Here is a 25,167-nt window from a genome sequence, read left to right on the forward strand (position 1 = left end):
GATATAGGTGGGCAAAACTCAAAATAAACACGCTTAATGTTCCGATTGAAAGTACAAGTGCGCGCTTTTTTTGCTGAAGTTCAGTGTGTCCCCGGAATCAAACCTCACTTCGAAAGAATCCCCGCTCTCACTCACGACGTCGCCGGCGCCCAGAACGGCGTGTTTTAATCGGGACATGGACCACACTGGCTTTGTTTGCTGGTTTTCTTGCTTTTCAGTCCCGGTAATAACCACCGATTCTCGTGCCGCGTAGCGCTCTGCCGTGTGGGTCAGCGTTGCGTCGAAGTGCTGTTCGGTGGCATCCGGGCTGCGCTGGTCCAGCCAGGCACCCAGTTTCGATGACACCTCGAAGCTCAGCTCTGCAATAAATCGGCTAGGTCCCTGATCACCATCCAGATGGGGGCGCTGGCTGGGTGCAGGTGTAATCAGGTGAAGATTTTCCCGAGTTCGGGTCATGGCAACGTACAGCAGGCGCCGCTCGCTTTCGATCAGCGCCTGAAGGTTGTCTTCTGCCCTGGGGCTGTAGGGAATGTATTTCTCCTGAAGTCCCGGCAAGATCACCGTATCCCACTCCAGACCTTTGGTCCGATGGATGGTGGATAGCAGGACACCGTTGCGCTTGTCCGCGCTTCGTTTTTCCCCGGCCTGCTGTTTCAATGTCTGCAGATGATCCAGGGCCGCCGACGCGTCTACGTTCAACGAGGACAGATAAGCACGAAAACCCTGTACGGTTTCAATTCGTTCCTCGGCGGATTCGTGGGTCAGTGCCAGGCTGCGGATGCCTTCGTTAAGCTCCGTGTCCTCCGCGTAAAGCCGGATAATCTCTGACACATTAGCCGTATGACCTGCCAACTGGGCCAGGGTGTCACCGAGTTTGCGTAGCTTGCGGGCTGCCATCGGGGCCAGAGCATCGAAATCCAGCGCTAACAGACGTTCGTGCCAGCTATCACGGAAGCCTGCGAGGAATCGGGCAAGCTGCTCCAGTTCCGGTTCCTTCAGCCCGACGTGGGGGAACCGCATCAACTGGCGGGCAACCTCCAGCCGGTCGTCATCCGGAAGGTTTTGCAGGCGTCCGGTAACCACCATCAGCAAACTGGTAATGGCCTGAACTTCACGGCTGAACAGTGCGCCTTTCCCGGCATCAATCCGATAGGGGATTTGCTGTGCCAGCAGCTTCAGTTCAATGGGAACGCTCTGGCTCCACACCCTGAACAGAATGGCGGTGTTGTCCTGGCGCGCCGAGTCGATTTTGTTCAATAGCTGGACGACAGCCTCGCTGTTGTCGCTTTGTTCGTGAAGTGCGATCGCAGTGTTGGGCGTGGTGGCATGGGAATGGCACTGAACATCCTTTCGCCCTTTATTATGGGAAATCAGGTGATTGGCCAGCAGCGACACCTGATGGCCGTAACGGAAGGTGTAGCTGAGTGTTTGTTCCAGCGGGCTGTCGAATTCCTCGCTGAACCGCCGCAGAATGAAATCCGGTTTGGCACCGCGAAACTCGTAGATGGTCTGGTCCGGATCCCCAACTACCGATACTCGGGCCCGCTCGCCCGCCACATAACGCAACAGCAGGTGCTGGATTTCGTTGGTGTCCTGGTATTCGTCAACCAGAACCATATCCATCTTGTTGCCCACCAGCCGTTGCAGCGGTGGGTTCTGGTGTATGGCCATCACCGGCTCGTAAAGCATGTCCGCATAGCTGATCCGGCTATTGGCCTTACGCCATTGTTCGAAGCCGTGGAACAGGTCAATCAGGTATCGGTGCTTGTCGGCATAGCCCAGTTCTTCAAACACAATCTCGGCGGGAGACAGCGTGGTTTTTACCAGGTCGATAAAATTCACAGCGGTCTCGACAAAGTCTTTCTTGTTGCGCTTGATCTCGTCTTCCAGATCCTCCGGCGCAAGCCGACGGGTTAGCTGCCAGGCCTGGTAGTTGATTTCCTGATCGGTCAGAATTTTTTCAGAGAACTGCGGCAGGTAGCCCTCTTTGATGAACCGCCGGTACAAACGCAGCCCCATGGCGTGATAGGTGCGAACTTCTGGCAAGCGCAGGCCGGTGTTACGGCTGACTTCCTGAAGTTTGCGCCCGAAATCCACGCGTGCGCTCCGGTTGAACATCAGCACCAGTAGCCGGTCCGGGTCATGCCCTTGTTCCAGCAGGTAGCGAATGCGCCAGGCCAGGGTAGAGGTTTTGCCGCTACCCGCCACGGCGGTGATAACAGCGTGTTCGAATCCTGCCGTGATGATGTCCCGCTGCTCGTCGGTCAGAAAATCCGGCAGGTCGATGGCGGGATCGGCAGGTGTAGATGTTAGGGTTTGGCTCGGCATGGCGTTATTGTACGGAGCAACTGGTCACGCAGATAGCAGTCGCGTGTAATTGCTGGCTCCCGGGTTTGCCAAAAACCGGGTTCAGCCCGAGAATCAGCTTCAGGAGGGTTCGGAGAAGGCTTTCCAAAACACGCTCAAGCACGTCCGTGTGACGCTTGGGCTCCGCCATCCATGGCTCCGCACAGTTTTGGAAAGCCTTCTCCAAACCCTCATTCTGACTAAGGAGATAGATGTTATGGCTACCACTGTTGAGCCTGTGAACGTATTGGGTGAAACCCTGGAAACGTGCGGCAAAGACCCGCTCACTGGTTTCTATCGGGACGGTTGCTGCAACACCGGGCCGGATGACCTTGGGGCGCATGTGGTGTGTGCCGTAGTCACCGATGATTTTCTGGAGTACTCGAAAGCCAAAGGAAATGATCTCAGCACGCCGCGGCCGGAATTTGGATTCGACGGCCTTAAAGAAGGTGATTCCTGGTGCCTGTGTGCCTCACGCTGGCAGGAAGCCTTTGAAGCCGGATGTGCGCCACGGGTAAAGCTGAAAGCCACGCATCGCTCTGCCTTGAAGTATTCCACTCTGGAAGATCTTAAGCGTCATTCCATGGATCTGAGCTGACACCGTGACCCATACCGTTGGCCTGACGGATGCCGCTAATTGGCGGCAATTCCAGGATCATTTACGGAACGCCGGCCATCGTCGGCTGATCGTGCTGGAAGGCGATCGTGACAGCGCGGTGGCCTGGCTGACAAGGGTGTTGCCGGGCCTGTCTATTTCCGCTGGCGTTTGGGTGGGCACCGAAGCTGCTCCCTCCCTGGCCAACATCGAGACGATACCGGCCAAACACGCCCGTCGCTTTCTGGGACAGGAGCTGGATTGCCTGATCTGGGATGGCTGGCAGGGCAATCCTCCGGACGGGCTGGCGGCCCTGGCAGGTACTCTGACCGCTGGCAGTCTGATGTTCTGGTTGATGCCGCCGGTGTCAGACTGGAGCAAGTTTGATGATCCGGATTATCGGCGGGTCGGGCTGGACGGTGGGCGGACACACCGTTTTCTGGGACGCATTTCAGAGGTGGTGGCTGAAGATGAATCGGTGATCCGATTGAATCCAGGCCAGAAAGAAAGAATTGATCTGCCGTCCGTGCCTGTCCCTGATATCCCGTTTCAGGTCGGCACCACAGAAGCGCAGGCGCGACTGGTTGAAGATATTGTGAAGACCGGTCTTGGACGCCGCCGCAGGCCGTTGGTGATCACCGCGGATCGCGGACGAGGTAAGTCCGCTGCGCTCGGCATGGCAGCTGCCCGCATGATCGCCGAGGGTCGCCGCCAGGTGTTGGTTACCGCCAGCGAAGCCGGCGCGGTAGACACACTGATGCGCCACGCAGATCCGGCTGTTGCCGCAGGCGGGGTGCAATTTCTGCCCGTGCCGGAGTTGCTGGAGCAGCGCCCGGAAGCCGAGGTGGTTCTGGTGGATGAGGCGGCATCCATACCTCCTTATCTGCTGAAGAAGATTTTGTTGGGTTGGCCGAGGGTCGTATTTGCGACCACCATTCACGGCTATGAAGGCGCCGGACGTGGCTTTTCGGTGCGGTTTCGACAGGTGCTGGACGCGGAAACGCCCCACTGGAAGCGGGCCAGCCTGAACCAGCCCATTCGTTGGAGCGACACCGATCCTCTCGAACCCCTCATCAGCCGACTGTTTCTGTTGAATGCGGAAGCCGCAGAGTTGCCCTCCGCACCGGACTTCAATCAATCGAATCTGACCATTGAACGCTGGGACCCGGCCGCTGCCGACGATGCTGAACTCGGCAAGGCCTTTGGCTTGTTGGTGGACGCTCACTACCGCACAACGCCAGGAGATCTGCGGCAATGGATGGACGACCCCGAAGCAGTAACCTGGTTGGCGAAGGTTCACGGCGTCATTGTTGGCGTGCTCTGGGCAACACGGGAGGGCGGCCTGGACGAGGTCCTGGCCAATGAGGTCATGCTGGGGCGCCGCCGGATTCGCGGTCATCTGTTGCCCCAGTCCCTGGCGTCTCACAGTGGCTTCGCCATGGCCGCCACTCAGCGCTTATTGCGGGTCGTGCGGGTGGCGGTTACCAGCGATGTGCGTCAGCAGGGCATCGGCAGCGCGCTGGTTCAGAAAGCGCTGGACTACGCCGGGGCAAACCAGCTGGATGCGGTGGGAACCAGTTTCGGCGGCACTGCTGAGCTGGTCAGTTTCTGGCAGCGGGCGGGCCTGGAACCAGTCAGGCTGGGCTTAACCCGAGAAGCATCCAGTGGCGAGGTGCCGCTCCAGATGTTGAGCGGCGTTTCAGAATCCGGCATTCAACTGACGCGGAATCTGCGACATCGTTTCGGCGAACACTGGCTGGTGTTGATTCCCCGCCTGTGGCCGGATCTCGATCCTGCGCTACTATTGAAGCTGACGGCGAGCCTGAACTGTGATCAGATGCTGAACGAAGACGATCTGCGGGATTTGAACAGCTTTGCCTTCGGATTCCGTGGTTTTGACCTGACTCTGCCAGTGCTGAAAAACCTGACGATGTCTCCGGGCGCTGTTCAATATCTGCTGGATGGCCCCGACCGAGCGCTATCCGCCCTTTGGGTTAAAGCGGTGCTTCAGGGATGGGATTGGCAGCAGCTTCGGCACGCGGAGGTTTGTCTTGGACGTGAGGAAGGCGAGCGCCAGTGTCGATTGATCGTCCAGAATCTTTTGCAGAACCGGCCGGACTTGTGAACGGCTCGATTTAAATCTGATTGGTCTGTGAACAGAATGACCCCTATTCAAGCCTTAACAGAGACAGACACCATGGCCCAGGGAACCGGCACCGTCCACCACGCTATCCTGCTGACTTTACTGACCAGCCTGCTACTCGCGGGGTGCGCCAGCAACAAGCCTTCAAACCTGACTCAAAAAGAAGCCGCGGCCGCCAATACGCCCATGATGCAAGCGGTCAGCACGGGTGATCTGGAGGCAGTGGAAGCTCAAGCCGCCGCAGGCGTTTCATTGAATACGCTGACCGAAAAAGGCACCCCGCTGGAAGCCGCCGTCAGGGCAGGAGAGGATCGAATCGCCTGGTTCCTGCTCAGTGAGGGCGCTGCACCGGACCTTGCCGGCGAGGATGGGCAGACCCCGTTGATGATTGCGGCGGCTGATGGTCAGCGGCGGCTGGTTCGGTTACTGCTATCAGCGGGCGCCGACGTAAATGCCCGGAATGAGGCGGGCAGTACTCCGGTCATGCAGGCGGCCCGAAATGGCCATCTGACGGTTGTGAAGGTTCTGCTTGCGGCCGGCGCCAACGTCAACGTCAGCCAGGACGGCCGCTCGCTGCTGATGCAGATTGTGGAGGGTGGCGATCTGTTGACTGCGGAGATGCTGCTCGCCGCTGGTGCCGATGTGAATTACAGCAACGATGACGGTCTGACGGCACTGGATGTGGCACGTGCCAACAATAACCGTGACCTGGAAATGTTGCTGATTCAGGCCGGCGCCAATATCTAGTACAGGTTGTTCTAATTCAGGCCCATCGGGTCATTTGAATCGTCCAGCTCTGGCTCGAAGTGGGATTCAATGACTTCTTCCGGTACGTCAGCGACTGAAGCAAATGACCACTGTGGTGACTGGTCACGATCGATGAGCCGAGCGCGAATGCCTTCTCTCAGGTCGGGGCGTTGGGTGCATCGGGTGGCCATGGTGAGTTCCATCCGGAAGATGTCCTTTAGCGACATCTGTTGCCCTTTCTTCAACTGGTGCCATACCAGCCAGGCTGTCACGGGGCAGCCGCCCCTCAGGTTGTCCATCGACGCTTTCCACCAGTCGGTATCGATATCCGCTTGCAGCAATTGGTCGACGATGTCGGGCAGGTGATCACCGCCACTCAGCCGGGCGATGGCCTGTTCGTGTTTCGCCAACTGGCTTTCCGGCAAGGCGCGGTAATCGGGGTGTTCCAGTTGTTTCACCAATCGGAACAGACGGTTGTCGTCAACGGCGGTCTCACCGGACCAGCTCTCTTCCTGCAAGCGGGCGACCAGGTCGTCGGCTTGCTCTGGCAGCAGCGCCATGTCTGCAAGCCCGACCCGCATCACGTCAGACACATTCAGGCGTGCCCCTGTCAGTCCCATGAACAGGCCTAGCCTGCCCGGCAGGCGATTGAGAAACCAGCTTGCGCCCACATCCGGAAACAGGCCGATGGTGATTTCCGGCATCGCCATGGTGATATCTGGCAGAACCAGGCGGTAGCGGCTGGCCGTCAGTAATCCGAGTCCGCCGCCCATCACGGCGCCGTGGGCAATGGTGATCACCGGCTTGGGAAACTGATGCACCGTGTAGTCCAGGCGGTACTCGCGTACAAAGAAATCGCCGGCTTCATCGGCTCGCCCTTCCTCAGACAATGAATCGTAAAGTTCGCGGATATCGCCACCGGCACAGAATGCCTTGTCTCCGGCGCCTTTCAGGATGACCAGGCAGATCTCCCGCGATTCGGCCCAGCCTTCCAGTGTGTTCTGCATTTCGTCGATCATCTCACCAGACAGCGAATTCAGGGTGGCTGGCGAGTTCAGGGTGATCTGGCCGATTTTGCCTTCCCGACAGGGGAGCTCTTTCACCTCGATGGGCATGATGGGATCTCCGTGGAGTTAAAGGTACTGTTCCGATGGTATGAATTTTAAAACCCGACGTACTGACTTAGGGTCTGTGACGCTTTTATCCAGATGTCACTCGCCCGGCCGCTGTGTTATAAATTCCGGCGGAGAGTTAACCATACGCAAAAGAGCGCAGCCTGGCGCCAGTAAAATGATGAGAGGGTAAAACCAATGAGTTTTAAACGCTACACCATCGCAGCATTGTTTGTTCTGGGTTCGACGGTGCCCGCGCTGTCTGTTGCTGCTGACGTCGAAGCAGGAGAGGCAAGAGCTGCCGTCTGTGCGGCCTGTCATGGTAAGAACGGTATTGCCCAGATTCCGGGGTATCCCAACCTGGCTGGCCAGAATGAACAATATCTGGTTTCTGCCCTCAAGGCTTACAAGAACAAGCAACGCAGCGGCGGCAATGCAACCATCATGCAGAGCCAGGCAACCGGCCTGAGCGAAGAAGACATCGCCAACCTCGCTGCGTTCTATGCCAGCCTGCCTGCCGGCGGAAAATGATGTTTCCAGTGTGCCCGGCGGTGCTGGCCGACAGTCAAGCGTGTCTGCGGCCAACAATTCGGTAGCTGGGCTCATACTCTCCGGAACCGGGTAGTTTCATCCGGTTCTGGGTAACAAACTCTTTCAGCATCTCTTCCAATGGCTCCAGAAGCGTCGGGTCGCCGGCGATTTCGAAGGGGCCATGTTGCTGTACCTGACTAATACCGGTTTCTTTCACGTTACCCGCCACGATGCCACTGAACGCTTTGCGAAGGTTGGCCGCAACCAGATGAGCTGGCTGATCCCGATGCAGCTCCAGATCCCGCATGCTTTCATGCGTCGGTTCAAAGGGCATCTGGAAGACCGGGTCGATCTTCAACATCCAGTTAAAATAATAGGCGTCCTGCATGGCCCGGCGGAAGGTTTCCACTTCGTGCATCCCGCGCTTCATGGTCTGGGCCACTTTCACCGAATCGTCGATGATGATTTCGTATTTGCTGGCTGCATCGTCGCCCAGGGCATTGCGGATGAACTGGTCGATCATGTCAAAGTATTCGGCGTTTTCTTTTTGGCCGGTAAACACCACCGGGAAGGGCAGGTCGGCGTTTTCCGGGTGCAGCAGAATGCCCAGTAGGTAAAGAATTTCCTCTGCGGTGCCGACGCCCCCTGGGAATACAATGACCCCGTGACCGGTTCGCACGAAGGCCTCCAGGCGCTTTTCGATGTCTGGCATAATGACCAGTTCATTGACGATTGGGTTGGGCGCTTCAGCGCCGATGATGCCCGGTTCGGTCACACCGATGTAGCGGCCATTCTTCACACGCTGTTTGGCGTGCCCGATGGTGGCGCCCTTCATCGGCCCCTTCATGGCACCGGGACCGCAACCGGTACAGATGCTCAGGCCCCGCAGCCCGAGTTGGTGGCCAACCTCTTTGCTGTACTGATATTCCCGTTCATTGATCGAGTGCCCGCCCCAGCACACCACCAGGTCCGGCCGGCGGCCCGCCTGAAGGACTCTGGCATTGCGCAGGATATGGAAAATCAGATTCGTGATTCCCTCTGGTTCATCCCTGCGAAATCCGGGTGCCGACTGGGGAATGGAATAGGAATAGATAATATCCCGCAGCACCGAGAACAGATGCTCCCGCATGGCCCGCAGCATGTCGCCATCCACAAACGCGTGGGCCGGGGCATTCACTAGTTCCAGTTTCAGTCCGCGTGGCTGGGGAACCAGGCGCACATCAAAGTCGGCGTGGGCCTCCATCAGGGATTTGCAGTCGTCGGTTTCTACCCCTGTATTGAGCACGGCCAGGGCACACTGACGAAAAAGTCGGTAGAGACCACCTTCGCTTTTGTCTTTGAGCCGGTTCACTTCGAACGTAGACAGGATTTCAAGGCTGCCTTCGGGCGATACCAGCGCGTTAATTTTGGAAGGGCTCATGGATGCAAAGGCTCCTGCTAATGCGGATCGTTGAGTTGAACAGATCAGATCGTTGTTTCGGCAATGCCCGATTTTGAGGCACAAATCGAAAACGGTACACTACTTAATTAACCAAATTTTCGCCAATGCTCCCGAACCAGACGTTATGAAACTGCTGATACGCCCTGCGCCCGAAATTGCCATCAAAGGCAAACCTGTACGCCGTCAACAAATGCGGCTTTTGCGACAGAACATTCGCAAGCTGCTTTCCCAGGTTGATGGGGCCGTGCAAGTGCAAGGCTCATGGGATCGGGTCACGGTAGACATGCCGGACGACGAAAATTTGCTGGCGGATTGCCTTGAGGTGCTTGGCCGAACGCCGGGCATTTCCACCATTCAGGAGATTAGCGAATTTCCGTGGGTTTCTCTGGAAAGTGTCGCTGATCAGGCCGTCGAGGTGTTCGGGGGCCGTCTGACAGGCCAAACCTTTGCAGTGCGCGTCCGCCGTAACGGCAATCAGCCTTTCCGTTCTGCCGAACTTGAGCGGATGGTGGGTTCCGCGTTGATGGGTCAGTGCGAGCCTTCAGGCGTTGACCTGAAGAATCCCGACGTCGAAGTCCGCATTGAAGTGCAGAATGACTACTACCACATTGCACACCGCAAGCACCGGGGCGTGGGTGGTTATCCCCTGGGGTCTGTGGAAACGGTAATGTCGCTGATGTCTGGCGGATACGATTCGTCTGTGGCGGCCTATCTGATGATGCGACGGGGCATCCGTTCCCACTTCCTGTTCTTTAATCTGGGTGGCGCGGCCCACGAGATAGGTGTGCGTCAGGTGGTGCACTACATCTGGGAACGCTATGGCGCGTCTCACAGTGCCAAATTCATCTCGGTGCCTTTTGAGGGGGTTGTCGGCGAGATCATGCGCTCGGTAAACCACCGTCATTGGGGTGTAGTGCTCAAGCGCCAGATGTTGAAGGCGGCGGCCGACATTGCCGGTACCAATAACGCCTCGGCGCTGGTCACCGGCGATGCGGTGGCCCAGGTGTCCAGCCAGACACTTTCAAACCTGAATGTGGTCGACCGAGCCTGTGATCAGGTGGTGCTGCGTCCTCTGGTGTCCATGGACAAGGAAGCAATCATCGAAATCGCGCGTGATATCGGCACGGAACCTTTCGCCAGAACCATGCCGGAATACTGCGGTGTGATTTCACGAAAACCCGCCACCCGAGCGAAACTTCATCGGGTGGAAGCGGATGAAGCGGAAATGGACCCCGCCGTGCTCGCTCAGGCCATTGAAAACCGGGAGGACACGCCGGTGGACCGCTTGCTGGAAACGATACGTACGCCGGAAGATGTTGAGCTGGTCAGAACGCCGGACGTCGAGGATGTGATTATCGATGTGCGCCATCCGGCCGAGGGCGAGGCGGCACCGCTGAACCTGACGAGCAATCCGGTGATGAGCATTCCGTTTTATGAACTGAACGAACGGATTCAAAGCCTGCCTGAAGACCAGCAATACCTGCTGTATTGCGACCGCGGCACCATGAGTCAGATGCAGGCGTGTAATCTGAAAGCCGAGGGGCACGACAATATCAAGGTCTATGCCCCTGTTGCTTGAGGGAAGTTTTTCGTGCTCAGCCTTCCAGGCCCTTGAAAAACTCCTTCACGTTGGTGCTGAGTGCTTCCAGGTCGTAACCGCCTTCCTGTACCACAAGGGTAGGCAGGCCGGTGGATCGAACATGAGTGCCCAGTCGGCAGAAACCTTCTGAGCTGACAGATACCTTGGCCTGTGGGTCGTTGTGATAGATGTCGAAGCCCAGGGCCAGGATCAGCACGTCAGGCTGGTAGAGCCGAATAGAAGCCAGTGCCTCGTCCAGCCTCGCAAAGAAATCGTCCTCGGATGAACCGTGAGGCATGGGCAGGTTGATGTTGTAGCCATAGCCTTCACCTTCCCCGCGCTCTTCTTCATAGCCTGCGACCACCGGATAGAAGTTGGTGGGGTCGCCGTGAATCGACACGTAGAGCACGTCGCTGCGATCGTAGAAAATTTCCTGAATGCCCTGGCCGTGGTGCATGTCGGTGTCCAGAATCGCGACCTTGCCGAAGCGGGATTTCAGTTTTTCTGCCGCAATGGCGGCATTGTTCAGATAGCAGAAACCACCGGCGGCATCTTTGCGGGCGTGATGTCCGGGCGGCCGACAGACGGCATAAGAGGTGCGGTCACCGGAAATCAGGGCGTCCGCTGCTCCCAGGGCACTCTGTGCAGACCAGTAGGCCGCCTCCCAGGTTTTCTCACCAATCGGGCAACTGCCGTCCGCCTGGTAACGCCCGGCCTCTGCCAGGATGCCTTTCATCGCGTTGGGCGAGCGAACCCAAACGTTGGAAATCACTTCGTCACCCCAGTCGCCCATTGCCGTCCAGCGACGATGCGCGGATTCAAGAAAACGAAGATAGCCCAGGTCGTGGACTTTCGAGATGGGGCCTGAGCCCTGATCAGCGGGTGTCAGTATATCGATGCCCATCTCTTTAAGGCCTTCCAGCATCTGGCCAGTTCGATCAGGCACCTCCTGAGGCTGGCGCATCTGGCCTCGGGTGAAGTAGGTCTTCGGAAGGTGCTGGTCTTGAGAGGGGTGAAAAAATGCCTTCATCTTCAGGCCTCCTGAGTGCATTGATAAATCGAGTATAGAGGCGCATGCGCGCGGGTCAAAACAGCTCTTCCTGACTTTACAGTGGCGGTTTCTGCATCCACTATGAGAGACATCTCACACTGACGCAAACGCAAATTAATTCATTCTGGATATAGTTGGAGAGAAGCCTAGATGATCGAGTCACCATTGCTTCCAAAGTTGACCGGCTACATTGGCGGTCGATGGTCCGATTCCCCTGCGGGTAACACCTTTGATGTGTTCAATCCTGCCACCGGTGAGTCGATTGCCCAGGTGGCGTCCATGTCTGAGGAAGAGGTACAGAGCGCCATCGCGGCAGGTAAATCTGCCCTTCGCCTGACCCAGCCTTATTCTATCGAAACCCGTCGCAAGTGGCTGGAGGATATCCGGGATGCACTCAAGGACAACAAGGAAGAAGTGGGTCGCATTCTGTGCATGGAACACGGCAAGCCGTTAAAAGAGGCGCAGGGTGAAGTCGACTACGCTGCCGGCTTTTTCGATTACTGCTCGACCCATATTCAGGCCCTGGATGCTCACACCATTGCCGAGAAACCCAAAGACTGCACCTGGACCGTTCATTACCGGCCGATCGGTGTGGCCGGGCTGATTACGCCATGGAATTTCCCGATTGGCATGATCGCCAAAAAGCTGTCTGCGGCCCTGGCTGCCGGGTGCCCTTCAGTGATCAAACCGGCCAGCGAAACTCCGCTGACGATGATTGCGCTGTTTGCCCTGATGGATAAATACGTGGATCTGCCGGATGGCATGGTGAATCTGGTGATGGGCAAGGCCAGTGTCATTGGCAAAGCCCTGTGCGAAAGCCCGGACGTTCCCATGCTGAGCTTTACCGGTTCCACCGAAGTGGGCCGTAAACTGATTCTGGATACGGCCGATCAGGTCAAGAAGCTGGCGCTGGAGTTGGGCGGCAATGCGCCGTTCATCGTGTTCGACGACGCCGATCTGGACGCCGCAGCGGACAACCTGATTGCCAACAAATTCCGCGGTGGCGGTCAGACCTGTGTCTGCGCCAACCGGATTTTCGTCCACGAGAAAGTGGTAGACGCCTTTGGTGAGAAGCTGGCGGAACGGGTCAACAAGATGACCGTTGGCAATGGCCTGACTGAAGACGTGTCCCTTGGTCCGCTGATCAACAAGGCCGGTTTCGACAAGGTGAAGCGCCACGTGCAGGACGCGCTGGAAAAAGGTGGCTCGCTGGTTGCCGGCAAACAGCCGCAGGATCTCGGGGAAGGGCATCTGTTCTTCCCACCAACAGTGATTTCTGGCGTGACCCGGGACATGGCCTGTTCCAGGGAAGAGACCTTCGGGCCGCTGGTGCCTATGGCCACCTTCCGCGGTGAAGAGGAAGTGATCGAAGCCGGCAACGACACCGAATTCGGCCTGGCCTCTTACGTGTTCACTGCCGATGCCGAACGCGCTCAGCGAGTGGCGGCCGGTCTGCGTTTCGGCCACGTCGGCTGGAACACCGGCACCGGCCCGACACCGGAAGCGCCGTTTGGCGGCATGAAAGCGTCCGGCATCGGTCGCGAAGGTGGTCTCGAAGGCCTGTTCGAATTCGTCGAGGCCCAGACGGTTCCGCGCGGGTTTTAATGCCCGCCGATCAGGTCGCCTTCCGGATAGTGGGCGACCTTCACACTGTCATCCACCAGGGTAGAATCCAGGTAGCCGATGGCGCCCAAGGTGGATGACACCACACTTTTCATGCCGCTGGCTGACGACATTTCGGTGGGCGGCTGCCCCTTTCCTGTGAGCACCTGACGCGACCAGAACGATTGCATCCACGCATCGGAACGTTCGGTGATCATTTCATTGAATTTGTCCCGAATGCTGTTTCCCGCAGGCAGTTCAAAGGGCACGGCCTGCTGGCCATCCGGCATCTGAGAACTGCGATTCAGATAGATATTTCGCACCTGCTGCTTGGTAATCGTGTCCGGACCACCGGGATGAACAATGATCACCAGTTCTGCATGGGCTATTGAACCGAAGCTCAGGGCGCCGATCAGCAACAATAAAGCCATCCTTGTCTTTCTCATGGTGCCTCTCCTAATCAAAACGCTGCGTCCAGCCGAACGGTGTAAACGTCGGTGCTTTCGAAATTGCCGCCCAACTGGTTGCCGATCAGGCCGCCAGTGGTATTGCTGAAGCCACGGGCATGGGTCCAGTCGAACTTCATGGCGACGGATGGAACCAGATCCCAGCGGAATCCAAGACTGTACGCCTGACGGCGAACGTCCAGCACAGACAGAGCCGTGCCTTCGCGTTTGAAGTTGTCTTTACTTTCGATCCAGGAGGCGGTGACGTATGGCATGACTTCCACAATGCGACGGCCAAACGTGATGTAGGCGGAGTCGGTGTTCTGGAATACGCCATCCACTTTCACTCGCGTCAACTCCGACATCAACAACCAGGCACCGTCGTCGTAGGACATTCCCAGGCCCATAAATTCGGCTTTCTCGTCCTGTCCAAGGTTCACCGGGCCGGCTGGATCCCCAACAAAGGCTTCTGTCCTGGCGTAGACGCCCCGGAAGGTCCACAGGTAGTTGGTCCAGTTGGTGGTCAGGCCAATCAGATTTCGAAGCTCAACGTCGACGGTCTGCCCCAGAGAATCTGCTTCGTCGTCAAGGTGTCCTGCAAACAGGCGGGTTCCGATGGACGAGCTATCCAGGTTGAAGGTATGTGACACATCCGCACCCAGGTAGCTGCGAACGGGGATCGGGTCGTAAACCGCTTCGGGTGGTCGCGCCCATGGCTGACCAAAGCCAATTTCCAGTGTTTCGGATTCCATGAACAGCGGCAAGCGCATCTTGCCCGCTCGCACCTCTGTACCGGTATGGAACTGGTGACGAACGTAACCCCATTCCAGTTCTGTGTCCCAGTCTTCACTGCCTCGTGACACTAGCTGCAAGACCGCATCGGTATTGCGGCCCAGGGCAAAGGTGCCTTGCAGGCCAAACAGGCTCAGGGTCTGAAGATCAGACTCTTCGGAAGAGTCATCGTATCCCGCGTCATTGGTGGCGCGCACATAACCGGTACTGAAAAAGCCATTGAACTTGGCTTTTTCCAGGCTGGATTCGGTTACCTGTTTCTGCAAGCTGTTCAGGCGTGCTTCCAGTTGATCCAGCCGCTGCTGATTTTCCTGGCTGAAGGCAGACGCCGGAAAGCCGCTCAGTAAAGTCGCTGTCAAAATAGCAGGGATAGAAAACAGGGAAAGGTTCCTGACACGGAACAGGGAGTACTTCATACATCAGCTCCTTTGATGTTTGATCGCAAATTTGCGCGCCATCCTGGCGTTTGTGGGGGCTATCTGAGCCCGTGTAATCGTGCTGGGCCGGAGTATACAGATCCTGCCGGGAATTTCCCAAGGCTGGAAGGCAAAAGTTGGCTCGAATGGGGTTTCTGGCAACGGGTTGCCAAGCAGTAAGTTTCAGGTTGGGGCCGTGCAGTCGGTCTTTGCCCTGTTATAATCCGGCGGCTATCGGTTCCAAAATTCACCCGGCCACAGCGGTTTTGCCCATGGATGTTTCCCCCATTATCGATCCTCTCAATGACGCTCAGCGCGAGGCAGTGACGGCCCAGAACGATCACCTTCTGGTTCTGGCTGGCGCGGGCAGTGGCAAAACCCGTGTGCTGGTGCATCGCATTGCCTGGCTGATGCAGGTGGACAGGGTGCCGGCCACTGGGATACTGGCGGTTACTTTCACCAACAAAGCTGCCAAAGAGATGCGGTTCCGCATCGAGCAGATGATGGAAATTCCGGCCAGGGGCCTCTGGTTCGGAACTTTTCACGGCATCGCCCATCGCTTGCTGCGGGCCCACCACAAAGACGCGGGACTGCCAGAAAACTTCCAGGTTCTGGACAGCGACGACCAGCTGCGCCTGATCAAACGGGTAATGAGAGAGCTGAAAATTGATGAAAGCCGCTGGCCGCCCAAACAGGCCCAATGGTTCATCAATTCCCAGAAAGACGAGGGGCTGCGGGCGGAACACATCCAGGAAAACCCCGGCGACCACTTCACCAGCACCATGCTGACCGTGTATCGCCAGTACGAAAAGCTGTGCAACCTCAGTGGTCTGGTGGATTTTGGTGAGCTGCTGCTGCGCTCCCACGAACTCTGGTTGCACAAGCCAGAACTGCTGCATCACTACCAGAGCCGGTTCCAGCAGATTCTGGTGGACGAGTTCCAGGACACCAACACCATTCAATACGCGTGGCTGCAGATACTCGCCAGCAATCGGGTGCCGCTGACGGTCGTGGGGGACGATGATCAGTCCATCTACGGCTGGCGCGGTGCCAAGATCGAAAATATCCAGCAGTACCAGCGGGACTTCCCGAACGCCCGACTGGTGCGGCTGGAGCAGAATTATCGTTCCACCCAGATGATCCTGAAGGCTGCCAACGCGGTGATTGCCAACAACCAGGGCCGACTCGGTAAAGAACTGTGGACCGACGGCAAGGACGGCGAACCCATCAGCCTGTACGCAGCATTCAACGAGCAGGACGAAGCCAACTATATTGCCGACACCATCAGCAGCTGGGTCAGCGAAGGCAACCTGCGCAGCGAATCCGCCATTCTCTATCGTTCCAACGCCCAGTCGCGAGTGCTGGAAGAGGCGTTGATGCGTCAGGGCATTCCCTACCGGGTCTACGGCGGCCTGCGGTTCTATGACCGCCAGGAAATCCGCAACGCCATCGCCTATCTGCGACTGGTGCATTATCGCCGGGACGACGCAGCCTTTGAGCGAGTGGTGAATATCCCCGCGCGCGGTATAGGCGCCAAGAGCCTGGCGGACATTCGCGCCTACGCCACTGAGCAGAGCATTTCCCTCTGGGAGTCCGCCGAGCGGTTGCTGGAGGCGGGGCAGGTGAAAGGCCGGGCAAAGACCGGTTTGCAGCAGTTCATGGACATTATCCTGCAGCTGACCGACATGGCACCCGACGCCTCTTTGCAGGGTCTGATGAAACAGGCCCTGGAACTCAGTGGACTCAAGGATTACCACGCCAACGAGAAGGGCGAGAAGGCCCAGGCACGGGTAGAGAACCTGGAGGAACTGGTCAGCGCACTGTCCGAATACGAGGTGGAAGAAGGCGTGGATCCGCTCTCCGAGTTCATTGCCCAGGCTGCGCTGGATGCAGGCGAAGCTCAGGCGGAGTCTCACGAGGACAGCGTTCAGTTGATGACACTGCATTCTGCCAAGGGGCTGGAATTTCCGCTGGTGTTTCTGGCCGGTGTGGAAGAGGGCCTGTTCCCCCACAGCATGTCGTTGGAAGAGCCGGGACGCATGGAAGAAGAGCGTCGGCTGGCCTACGTGGGTATCACCCGGGCGATGAAGCGGTTGGTTCTGACCTACGCGGAGTCACGGCGCCTTTACGGACAGGAAAAGTTCCACGCGCTGTCCCGTTTCGTGCGCGAAATTCCGGCAGACTGCCTGCAGGAAGTTCGCCTGCGCAATTCCATCAGCAGGCCGGCGATGGTGTCGCGGCCGAATGAGAGTCTGTTCAGCCAGGAGCCAGACGAAAGCACCGGCTTTAGCCTGGGGCAGCGTGTTCGCCATCCCAAGTTTGGCGAGGGCATCGTGATGAACTCGGAAGGCACGGGGCATCACACGCGGGTGCAGGTGAATTTTGATGAGGGTGCTAAATGGCTCGTGCTTGCCTATGCACCTCTTGAAGCCTGCTAAGGTTGGTGGCTGGCACCGAGGTGGGTAAGCTTTTCCGCAGGAAAAAGAACTCGCTTCGCTCAGACACCTTTGTCCCTGCGGAAAAGCTTACCCACCCCGGTGCCGAGCGGACCTGTCACTGGGCTGTCACATTGATGTCATAGAATTTCGCGTTTTGAGCTAAAAGGAGCCAGCCATGAGCAGCATCAAAGTAGGAATCAACGGTTTTGGCCGCATCGGTCGGCTCGCACTGCGGGCCGCTTGGGGTTGGCCGGAGATGGAGTTTGTGGCCATCAATGATCCCGGCGGCGACGTGGAGACCCTTGCGCACCTGCTGAATTTCGACAGCATTCACGGGCGTTGGGCTCACGAGGCCAAGCAAGACGGTGAAAACATGGTGATTGAGGGGCAGCGCATTCGCGTGACTCACAACAAGGCCATTGAAGATACCGACTGGTCTGGCTGCGATCTGGTGATTGAGGCCAGTGGTGTGAACAAAACCGTCAGTGTGCTTCAGGCCTATCTCGACCAGGGTGTGAAGCGGGTGGTGGTGACCGCACCGGTCAAGGAAGCGGGTGCCAAGAACATCGTGGTTGGGGTCAACGAGGACACCTTCGACCCGGCCAGCGACCGCATCGTAACGGCGGCGTCCTGCACCACCAACTGCCTGGCGCCGGTAGTGAAAGTGATTCACGAGAAGCTGGGTATCAAACACGGCTCCATCACCACCATTCACAGCCTGACCAACACCCAGACCATCATTGACGCACCCCATAAAGACCTGCGTCGGTCCCGGGCCTGTGGCAGTTCGTTGATTCCCACCACCACCGGGTCGGCGACGGCGATCATTGAAATTTTCCCGGAACTGAAGGGCCGGCTTGATGGCCACGCAGTGCGGGTGCCGTTAACCAATGCGTCACTCACCGACTGCGTGTTTGAGGTCGAGCAGCCAACGGATCGCGATTCGGTGAATCAACTCCTGAAAGCAGCGGCCGACGGGGAGCTGGACGGCATTCTGGGCTACGAAGAGCGACCGCTGGTGTCCATCGATTATAAGACCGATCCGCGATCCTCCATCATAGACGCCCTATCCACCATGGTGGTCAACGGCACCCAGGTGAAGCTTTACGCCTGGTACGACAACGAGTGGGGTTACGCCAACCGTACGGCGGAACTGGCGCGCAAGGTGGGTCTGGCCTGAGATGACGCCGGCGATTCGACAGTACTTGGTGATTACCGGCAACTACTGGGCGTTCACTCTGACGGACGGCGCCTTGCGAATGCTGGTGGTGCTGCATTTTCACCAGCTGGGTTATTCGCCGCTGGACATTGCGCTGCTGTTCATTTTCTACGAGTTTTTTGGCGTGGTGACCAACCTGGTGGGCGGCTATCTGGGCGCTCGCATGGGCCTGAACCGCACCATGAACATCGGGCTGTTTCTGCAGATTGCGGCCCTCGGTATGCTGGCAGTGCCGGCCGCGATGCTGACGGTGCCCTGGGTGATGGCGGCCCAGGCGCTGTCGGGCATTGCCAAGGATCTGAACAAGATGTCCGCCAAAAGCGGCATCAAACTTCTTGTGCCCGATGAGCAGCAAGGCACGCTGTACAAGTGGGTGGCGATTCTCACGGGCTCCAAGAACACCTTAAAGGGCGTCGGCTTCTTCCTGGGCGGCGTCTTGCTGATGGCCGTTGGATTCAAAGGCGCGGTGGTCAGCATGGCGGTGATACTCGGGCTGGTGTGGCTGGCAAGTCTGTCTCTGCTGGGTCAGGACCTGGGTAAGAGCAAGGCCAAGCCGAAGTTCCGGGAAATCCTGTCCAAAAGCCGCGCCATCAACGTGCTTTCGGCCGCCCGGATGTGTCTGTTTGGCGCCCGGGATGTCTGGTTTGTGGTAGCCCTGCCGGTGTATCTGCACACGGTGTTTGACTGGGATTTCTGGCAGGTGGGCGGTTTTATGGCCTCCTGGATCATTGGTTATGGCTTTATTCAGACTGTTGCTCCCCGCATTACCGGCCACCAGCAGGGCAGATCTTCGGCGGTGCTCTGGGCCTCATCTCTGGCACTCATGCCTGCCGCAATCGCGATCGGGTTGATGGTCGGTTGGCCGCCCAAAGTGGTCGTGATTGGCGGTCTGCTTTTGTTTGGCGTTCTGTTTGCCATCAACTCCTCCCTGCATAGTTACCTGATTGTCAGCTATGCCCGGGGCGATGGCGTGTCGCTGGATGTTGGATTCTATTACATGTCCAACGCAGCAGGCCGGCTTCTGGGAACCGTGCTCTCCGGGTGGATGTATCAATCCTACGGGCTGGAAGCCTGTCTCTGGGTTTCAGCGGCGCTGGTGGCCCTGGCAGCGATTTTATCTCTTCGACTGCCGGAGCGTTCGACTGTGACAGTCTGATCCGTCAGGGCAGCAGAGCCATGGACTTGATCAGCGCATACGCCGCTTTGCCCGGTTCAAGTTGAAGCTGGCGGACAGCCCGTGAGGTCACTTCGGCCAGAATCAGTTGACCGTCGCCGGTGCGGCAGGCCACTACGGCGCTATAGCCGCCGGATGAATCGATTCGCTCAATGGTGACCGGTAACTGGTTCTGGATGCTGATGTGCTGCTGTTCAACCAACGACAGGCTGACGTCCTTGGCCTGAATGCGCAGGCGGGTCGATGTCGAATGGTCGCTGGCGTCAAATAGTGGCACCCAGAGCCGGGCTTCCGGTGGGCCGAATGGCCGAAAGCCATCGATATTGGTTTGCCCCAGTTCGCCCTCCAGAATGAAGGCGGCACCGGCAAAATTGAACAGCGGCGAGTCGGGTTTGGCGAGTGAATCCCGCAGGCTGTCGATGCGGTTGATCCGCCCGTCTTCCATGAAGATCACCTGATCCGCCAGGCGCCCGACCTCAGTCGGCGAGTGGCTGACCATAATGATGGGAACTTTTGATTCCACGGCCATCCGCTCCAGAAATGGCATCAGATCCCGTTTGGTCTCCTTGTCCAGTGCGGCCATGGGTTCGTCCAGTAGCAACAGCTGCGGGCTGATGAGCAGCGCCCGGCCCAGGGACACTCTTTGACGCTGCCCGCCGGATAGCTGGTCGATTCGACGGTCCATCAGATCGTCAATGCCCAGCATCGCTGTCACTTCAGGTGGATGTAGACGTTTCAGGCCAGTCGGCGTGCGTTGATAGCCATAAAGCAGATTCTGGCGAACCGACAGGTGCGGAAGCAGGCTGTGCTCCTGGAACACCAGCCCGATCCGGCGTTTGTGAAGTGGCTGGAAATTCCCATCCTGTTGCCAGACCTGATCGCCAAAACGGATTTCCGCGTCCCGGACCCGTTCCAGACCGGCGATCAGCCTCAACAGCGAGGTCTTGCCGCAACCTGAACGGCCAAACAGTGCGGTCACGCCGGACACCGGCAATTCGTGATCCACGGCCAATTCGAAATCGCTGCCCAAGCGCAGGTTTGCCCGAATGCGAAGCGTTAGATCCTGTTCGCTCATACCCTGGAAACTCCGAAGCGCCGATTCATGCTGTACACCGCAAACAGGGTGAAGAAGGCAAAAACCAGAATCATCAGCGACAGGCTGTGGGCGGCCTCATAGTTCATGGCCTCGGCATGATCATAGATCAGTACTGAGAGCACGCGGGTTTCCCCCGGAATGCTGCCGCCCAGCATCAGAATCACGCCGAATTCACCGAGTGTGTGGGCAAAGGTCAGGGTTGCCGCGACGATGTAGCCGCCTCGGCTGAGAGGGAAGATGACGGTTCGGAACCGGTCGAGGGCGCCCGCGCCAAGGCTGCTGGCGACTTCAACGGGACGTCGCCCTATGTTCCGGAAAGCTTCTGTCAGAGGCTGCACCGCAAAAGGCAGGGAGTAGATCACCGAGGCAATCAGAATGCCTTCAAAGGAAAACGCCAGATGGTTCAGGCCGAGCTGTTCAAGAGAGCCGCCAATCAGGCCGCGGGGCCCCAGGGCGATCAGAAGATAAAACCCCAGCACGGTGGGCGGCAGCACGAGCGGTAGCGCAACCACAGACTGAACGACAACCTTGAACCGTGAGCGGCTGTGAGCCAGCCACCAGGCAATGGGCGTGGCCAACAGCATCAGAATCAGGGTCGTGTAAAGGCAAAGCCTGACGGTAACGTCGATGGCCTGCCATTCTGCGGGTCCAAGTGCGCCCATGAAGCTTCCTTATTCGGGCAATACGAATCCGTACCGGGTCATGATGTTTCGTGCCTGTTTCGTCCCCATGAAGTCTGCAAAGGCCTTGGCTTCGGGATTGTCAGCAGCATTGCGGGTCACGACAAAGCCCTGTGTCAGGGGTTGATGCAAGCTTCTATCAATCAGCTTGTGGTTGTGTTTGGCCATTTCCGGAAACAGCGCCAGGGACAGCGCAATGATGCCCACATCCGCAGCTCCGGATCGAGTCATCTGGGCAGTTTGCGCAATGTTCTCGCCAAACACCAGTTTCGGCTGAACCGTTTCCCACACATCGGCAGATTGGAGAGCCTCATGGGCCCTCATGCCATAAGGCGCATGGGCAGGCTGGGCGATGGCTACGCGTTCAATCTGGTCCGATGCCAGGTCGGCCAGGGTCAGATCGAGGGCGTTCAGGGTGTTGCTCCACAACACGATGCGGCCAATGGCATACACCGTAGGTTTGGTGACGGTAAGGCCTTCTCTGGCCAGTTGTTCCGGAAAGCTGATGTCCGCGGAAAAGAATACGTCGTAAGGGGCGCCGTTGATTATCTGGGTGGTCATTTTGCCCGAGGAGCCGTAAATCACATTGATCGCGGCCCCCGGATGGGCGATCCGGTAGGCCGCAACGATGTCATCCAGGGCGTAACGCAGATCTGAAGCCGCCGCAATGCGCAACGGCTGATCCGCCCATGTGAATGCCGACAGGACTGACAGAGCGATGGCCATAACAAGACGGTTCATGGCTGTGAAGAACATAATCGGTTCCGTCAGCTGTGAATGGTTTCCTCTGGCGGACCAAAGTAGCATGGGCGTTAGCCCGGATGCCGGTCTAGGCTTGCGGAGGACACTCAGGACGCGACCATCATAATGAATCTGTCTCTAAAGCGTTACCCCCTGGCGGTCATCGTATTGGCCCAGCTGTTCGGGACGTCTCTCTGGTTCAGTGTGAACGGCGTCTGGCTGAGCCTTTCCGGGCAGCTGGGCCTTAATGAAGCGGACCTGGGGCGCCTGACTCTGGCGGTTCAGGCCGGATTTATACTTGGCACACTTACCCTGGCGGTCACCGGGCTTGCAGACCGGTTCGGAGCCAGCCGCATTTTTGCGGTGGCCAGTCTGCTCGGGGCCCTGATAAATGCCGGGTTTGTGCTGGTGGCCGGCCAGGCACCGCTGGATTTCGTCCTGCGATTCGCCACCGGGCTCTGCCTGGCGGGTATCTATCCACTGGGGATGAAACTGGTCATCGCCTGGACACCAAAGCATTCTGGCGCCGCCCTGGCCTGGCTGGTGGGCATGCTCACCCTCGGAACCGCTCTGCCGCATCTGATGCGGGGCGCCACGTTCGGGCTACCCTGGGAGTGGCCGCTGCTGGGTGCCTCCATGCTGGCAATCGTTGGAGCCGCGCTGGTTTTTTTGCTGGGGGAGGGCCCGCACTTGCCGGCCAGTAAAGGGGGGATTCCTCTGCGTCAGGGTCTTGCAGCCCTCAAGGTGCCAGGATTCCGTGCTGCGGCCGGCGGGTATTTTGGCCACATGTGGGAGCTTTATGCCTTCTGGACACTGGTGCCCCTGTTCATCGGCCGCGAACTACAGCGATTGGGGGCGGGCAATGAGCTGATTCCCTGGCTGGCTTTTGCGGTGATCGGTATCGGCGCCGCCGGTTGCGTGGGCGGCGGCGCGCTCAGTCGGGTACTTGGCAGTGAATGGGTTGCCCGCCGCGCGTTGATGGTATCGGGCAGCCTTTGTCTCTTTTACCCGCTAATGAACGGTCTGCCGCCCGAGCTGTTGATCATTTTAATGCTGGTGTGGGGAATCGCCGTGATTGCAGATTCGCCACAGTTTTCCGCCCTTGCTGCGGCCTCTGCTCCGAAGGAGTCAGTGGGCTCCTCGCTGGCGGTGATGAACGCGGTCGGATTTAGCCTGACGCTGCCAGCGATCTGGTTGACGAGCGGACTGTGGCAATCCTGGGGTGTTTGGGTGGCACTTGTCCTCTTCCCCGGACCTGTTTATGGCCTTTGGTCCTTCACCAGAGCCCGTATTGCCGGACCTGACAGACAAAATGCGGGGTGATCAGCTCTGCTGATCCGGCACTTCGCGAATCCGTCCGTGTTCGTCAATGGCGACGTAAACGAACAGTCCTTCTGTCACTTTACGGGGTGACTTGGCGGTGCGATCCAGAGTCCAGACTTCAATGTTGATCTTCATGGAGCTGCGGCCGACTTCAATCAGTTCGCCGTAGCAGCCGACCTGGGAACCGACCCTCAGAGGCGAAAGAAATTCCATTCGATCCATGGCAACGGTGGCGTTTCTGCCCAATGAAATCCGCCCGGCGAGCGTTGCCGCTGCGATATCCATATGGCGAACCAGCCAGCCCGCGAATACATCGCCGTTGGGGTTCGTGTCCGAGGGAAGTGGGACGACCTGTGTCAATAATTCCCCGCGCGGCGCAGGTTTGTCGTCGTTGAGGTCGCTCATGAGTATTACCTTATTGGTCTGATTCTAATTGTAATGACCCGCATGGTAGCGGTCCTCCGACGCGCTGCAAGCAAAAAATGGCCAGATCGGCTAATATTTCAGCCGTTGTAATAAAGTTGTCACAGAGCGCCTTTAAGGTTCACTCATCGCTAAAACAAAGTCGATGAACTAAACCCGATGTAAAACGGAGATTCAACGTGACTAACTTGAAGACAGCGCTTACTTCCATCGCCGTTGCTGGCAGCCTCGCCGCTGTATCCAGCCCGGCCTTCGCCCGCGACACCATCAGCATTGTTGGTTCTTCCACGGTCTATCCGTTTGCAACTGTGGTCGCCGAGCGTTTCGGTACCAACACAGATTTCAACACGCCGAAGCTTGAATCTACCGGTTCCGGCGGGGGTATGAAGCTGTTTTGCCAGGGCCTGGGTACCCAGCACCCGGACATCACCAACGCCTCGCGCCGCATGAAGGCGTCCGAGTTCGACCTTTGCGTGGGTAACGGCGTCAAGGACATCACTGAATTCCGTATCGGTTCTGACGGTATTGTCGTCGCCAGCTCCAAGGACGCCGAGAATCTGGACATCACACTTGAGCAGCTGTTCCTGGCCCTGGGCAAAAAAGTACCGTCCAAGGACGATCCTTCCAAGCTGGTCAAGAACCCCAACAAGACCTGGAGCGATGTGGACGCCAGTCTGCCGAACGTCGCCATTCGCGTGATGGGTCCGCCCCCTACCTCTGGTACCCGCGACTCTTTTAACGAACTGGCTTTGCAGGCTGGTTGCGAGGACTTGCCGGCAGTTGCTGACATGAGCGAAGGCGACATGGAAAGTGTGTGCCAGAGCATTCGCGAAGATGGCGTCTTCATCGAAGCGGGTGAAAACGACAACCTGATCGTACAGAAATTGATCGACGACGACGGCATGTATGGCGTGTTCGGTTACAGCTTCTTTGAAGAGAACTCTGATCGTCTGCAAACGGCCACGCTGAACGGCATGGTGCCGACTGCGGACGCCATCGCAGCAGACGAGTATCCGGTTGCCCGTTCACTGTTCTTTTATGTGAAGAAGGCCCATGTGGGTGTGATTCCAGGCATCGCCGAGTACACCGAAACCTTCGTAAGCCCGCAGGCGATGGGTCCGAACGGTTACCTGAAAGATGTTGGCCTGATTGTTCCTCCCCGCGCTGCTCTGCGCGAGCTTCAGATGAAGGCAGCCAACATGCCTAACCTGACGAAAGAAGAACTGATGTAAATCAGGTAAAGCGTTTACTGACAGGGTGTTGGTAACAGGG

Annotated in this window: 21 protein-coding genes; 11 read left to right on the plus strand and 10 right to left on the minus strand. The window is 57.9% G+C overall.

Going from position 1 to position 25,167, the window contains the following annotated elements:
- Positions 1 to 33 precede the first annotated feature (33 nt).
- The gene (locus QLQ17_RS02240; RefSeq protein ID WP_283207909.1) at positions 34 to 2,328 is read right to left on the minus strand and encodes an ATP-dependent helicase; all 2,295 of its coding nucleotides are present in this window, start codon (positions 2,326 to 2,328) and stop codon (positions 34 to 36) included.
- Between the two features lie 235 nt (positions 2,329 to 2,563).
- Between QLQ17_RS02240 and QLQ17_RS02245 the strand changes: the two genes are divergently transcribed.
- The 3 genes from QLQ17_RS02245 (at position 2,564) to QLQ17_RS02255 (ending at position 5,831) form a co-directional block, all read left to right on the plus strand.
- Positions 2,564 to 2,944 carry a DUF2237 family protein gene (locus tag QLQ17_RS02245; RefSeq protein WP_283207910.1) on the plus strand — a complete coding sequence of 127 codons (381 nt, stop codon included), beginning with the start codon at positions 2,564 to 2,566 and terminating at the stop codon, positions 2,942 to 2,944.
- 4 nt (positions 2,945 to 2,948) lie between these two features.
- Entirely contained in the window at positions 2,949 to 5,066 is a 2,118-nt protein-coding gene (locus QLQ17_RS02250; RefSeq protein ID WP_283207911.1) for a tRNA(Met) cytidine acetyltransferase TmcA, read from the plus strand.
- A 72-nt stretch (positions 5,067 to 5,138) separates the two neighbouring features.
- On the plus strand, positions 5,139 to 5,831 hold the full coding sequence (locus QLQ17_RS02255) for an ankyrin repeat domain-containing protein (RefSeq protein WP_283207912.1): 693 nt from the start codon (positions 5,139 to 5,141) through the stop codon (positions 5,829 to 5,831).
- 11 nt (positions 5,832 to 5,842) lie between these two features.
- Here the strand turns inward: QLQ17_RS02255 and QLQ17_RS02260 are convergent, their stop codons facing one another.
- A complete protein-coding gene (locus tag QLQ17_RS02260) occupies positions 5,843 to 6,946 on the minus strand; it encodes an enoyl-CoA hydratase/isomerase family protein (protein ID WP_283207913.1) in 1,104 nt (367 codons plus the stop codon).
- A gap of 195 nt (positions 6,947 to 7,141) precedes the next feature.
- Between QLQ17_RS02260 and QLQ17_RS02265 the strand changes: the two genes are divergently transcribed.
- Positions 7,142 to 7,474: a c-type cytochrome gene (locus QLQ17_RS02265; protein WP_283207914.1), complete on the plus strand. Its 333-nt coding sequence runs from the start codon at positions 7,142 to 7,144 to the stop codon at positions 7,472 to 7,474.
- 34 nt (positions 7,475 to 7,508) lie between these two features.
- Here QLQ17_RS02265 and ppnN read toward each other — a convergent pair whose 3' ends face one another.
- Positions 7,509 to 8,894, minus strand: a complete 1,386-nt coding sequence (gene ppnN, locus QLQ17_RS02270) for a nucleotide 5'-monophosphate nucleosidase PpnN (RefSeq protein WP_283207915.1) — start codon at positions 8,892 to 8,894, stop codon at positions 7,509 to 7,511.
- A 145-nt stretch (positions 8,895 to 9,039) separates the two neighbouring features.
- Here ppnN and thiI point away from each other — a divergent pair, with 145 nt between their 5' ends.
- Complete coding sequence (thiI, locus tag QLQ17_RS02275; RefSeq protein ID WP_283207916.1) at positions 9,040 to 10,494, plus strand: tRNA uracil 4-sulfurtransferase ThiI; 1,455 nt, start codon at positions 9,040 to 9,042, stop codon at positions 10,492 to 10,494.
- A gap of 16 nt (positions 10,495 to 10,510) precedes the next feature.
- On the opposite strand, the gene QLQ17_RS02280 is transcribed toward thiI, so the two are convergent.
- Positions 10,511 to 11,524, minus strand: a complete 1,014-nt coding sequence (locus tag QLQ17_RS02280; RefSeq protein WP_283207917.1) for a histone deacetylase family protein — start codon at positions 11,522 to 11,524, stop codon at positions 10,511 to 10,513.
- Positions 11,525 to 11,695: 171 nt separating this feature from the next.
- Here QLQ17_RS02280 and QLQ17_RS02285 point away from each other — a divergent pair, with 171 nt between their 5' ends.
- A complete protein-coding gene (locus tag QLQ17_RS02285; protein ID WP_283207918.1) occupies positions 11,696 to 13,150 on the plus strand; it encodes an NAD-dependent succinate-semialdehyde dehydrogenase in 1,455 nt (484 codons plus the stop codon).
- On the opposite strand, the gene QLQ17_RS02290 is transcribed toward QLQ17_RS02285, so the two are convergent.
- Entirely contained in the window at positions 13,147 to 13,593 is a 447-nt protein-coding gene (locus QLQ17_RS02290) for a type 2 periplasmic-binding domain-containing protein (RefSeq protein WP_283207919.1), read from the minus strand. The two genes, QLQ17_RS02285 and QLQ17_RS02290, sit on opposite strands and share 4 nt — an antisense overlap.
- A gap of 14 nt (positions 13,594 to 13,607) precedes the next feature.
- A complete protein-coding gene (locus QLQ17_RS02295; RefSeq protein WP_283207920.1) occupies positions 13,608 to 14,801 on the minus strand; it encodes a hypothetical protein in 1,194 nt (397 codons plus the stop codon).
- A gap of 272 nt (positions 14,802 to 15,073) precedes the next feature.
- On the opposite strand from QLQ17_RS02295, the gene uvrD reads away from it, so the two are divergent.
- The 3 genes from uvrD (at position 15,074) to arsJ (ending at position 19,614) form a co-directional block, all read left to right on the plus strand.
- Positions 15,074 to 17,239 carry a DNA helicase II gene (uvrD, locus tag QLQ17_RS02300; protein ID WP_283207921.1) on the plus strand — a complete coding sequence of 722 codons (2,166 nt, stop codon included), beginning with the start codon at positions 15,074 to 15,076 and terminating at the stop codon, positions 17,237 to 17,239.
- Positions 17,240 to 17,414: 175 nt separating this feature from the next.
- On the plus strand, positions 17,415 to 18,419 hold the full coding sequence (locus QLQ17_RS02305) for an ArsJ-associated glyceraldehyde-3-phosphate dehydrogenase (RefSeq protein ID WP_283207922.1): 1,005 nt from the start codon (positions 17,415 to 17,417) through the stop codon (positions 18,417 to 18,419).
- Position 18,420: 1 nt separating this feature from the next.
- A complete protein-coding gene (gene arsJ, locus QLQ17_RS02310) occupies positions 18,421 to 19,614 on the plus strand; it encodes an organoarsenical effux MFS transporter ArsJ (protein ID WP_283207923.1) in 1,194 nt (397 codons plus the stop codon).
- Between the two features lie 4 nt (positions 19,615 to 19,618).
- Here the strand turns inward: arsJ and modC are convergent, their stop codons facing one another.
- Genes modC through modA form a run of 3 tightly spaced genes read right to left on the minus strand, consistent with a single transcriptional unit; the run spans position 19,619 to position 22,164 of the window.
- Positions 19,619 to 20,707: a molybdenum ABC transporter ATP-binding protein gene (gene modC, locus QLQ17_RS02315; protein ID WP_283207924.1), complete on the minus strand. Its 1,089-nt coding sequence runs from the start codon at positions 20,705 to 20,707 to the stop codon at positions 19,619 to 19,621.
- Positions 20,704 to 21,390 (minus strand): molybdate ABC transporter permease subunit, encoded by a 687-nt coding sequence (gene modB / locus QLQ17_RS02320; RefSeq protein WP_283207925.1) that lies wholly within the window; start codon positions 21,388 to 21,390, stop codon positions 20,704 to 20,706. Before modB ends, modC begins: the two co-directional genes overlap by 4 nt.
- 9 nt (positions 21,391 to 21,399) lie before the next feature.
- On the minus strand, positions 21,400 to 22,164 hold the full coding sequence (gene modA / locus QLQ17_RS02325; RefSeq protein WP_283207926.1) for a molybdate ABC transporter substrate-binding protein: 765 nt from the start codon (positions 22,162 to 22,164) through the stop codon (positions 21,400 to 21,402).
- A 111-nt stretch (positions 22,165 to 22,275) separates the two neighbouring features.
- Here modA and QLQ17_RS02330 point away from each other — a divergent pair, with 111 nt between their 5' ends.
- Positions 22,276 to 23,472, plus strand: a complete 1,197-nt coding sequence (locus QLQ17_RS02330; RefSeq protein ID WP_283207927.1) for an MFS transporter — start codon at positions 22,276 to 22,278, stop codon at positions 23,470 to 23,472.
- Here QLQ17_RS02330 and QLQ17_RS02335 read toward each other — a convergent pair whose 3' ends face one another.
- Positions 23,473 to 23,877, minus strand: coding sequence for an acyl-CoA thioesterase (locus QLQ17_RS02335; protein WP_283207928.1), 405 nt, complete (start codon positions 23,875 to 23,877; stop codon positions 23,473 to 23,475).
- A 197-nt stretch (positions 23,878 to 24,074) separates the two neighbouring features.
- On the opposite strand from QLQ17_RS02335, the gene QLQ17_RS02340 reads away from it, so the two are divergent.
- Positions 24,075 to 25,127 carry a substrate-binding domain-containing protein gene (locus QLQ17_RS02340; protein WP_283207929.1) on the plus strand — a complete coding sequence of 351 codons (1,053 nt, stop codon included), beginning with the start codon at positions 24,075 to 24,077 and terminating at the stop codon, positions 25,125 to 25,127.
- Positions 25,128 to 25,167: the final 40 nt, after the last annotated feature.

The organism is Marinobacter sp. CHS3-4, assembly GCF_030053415.1.
Taxonomy (GTDB): Bacteria; Pseudomonadota; Gammaproteobacteria; order Pseudomonadales; family Oleiphilaceae; genus Marinobacter.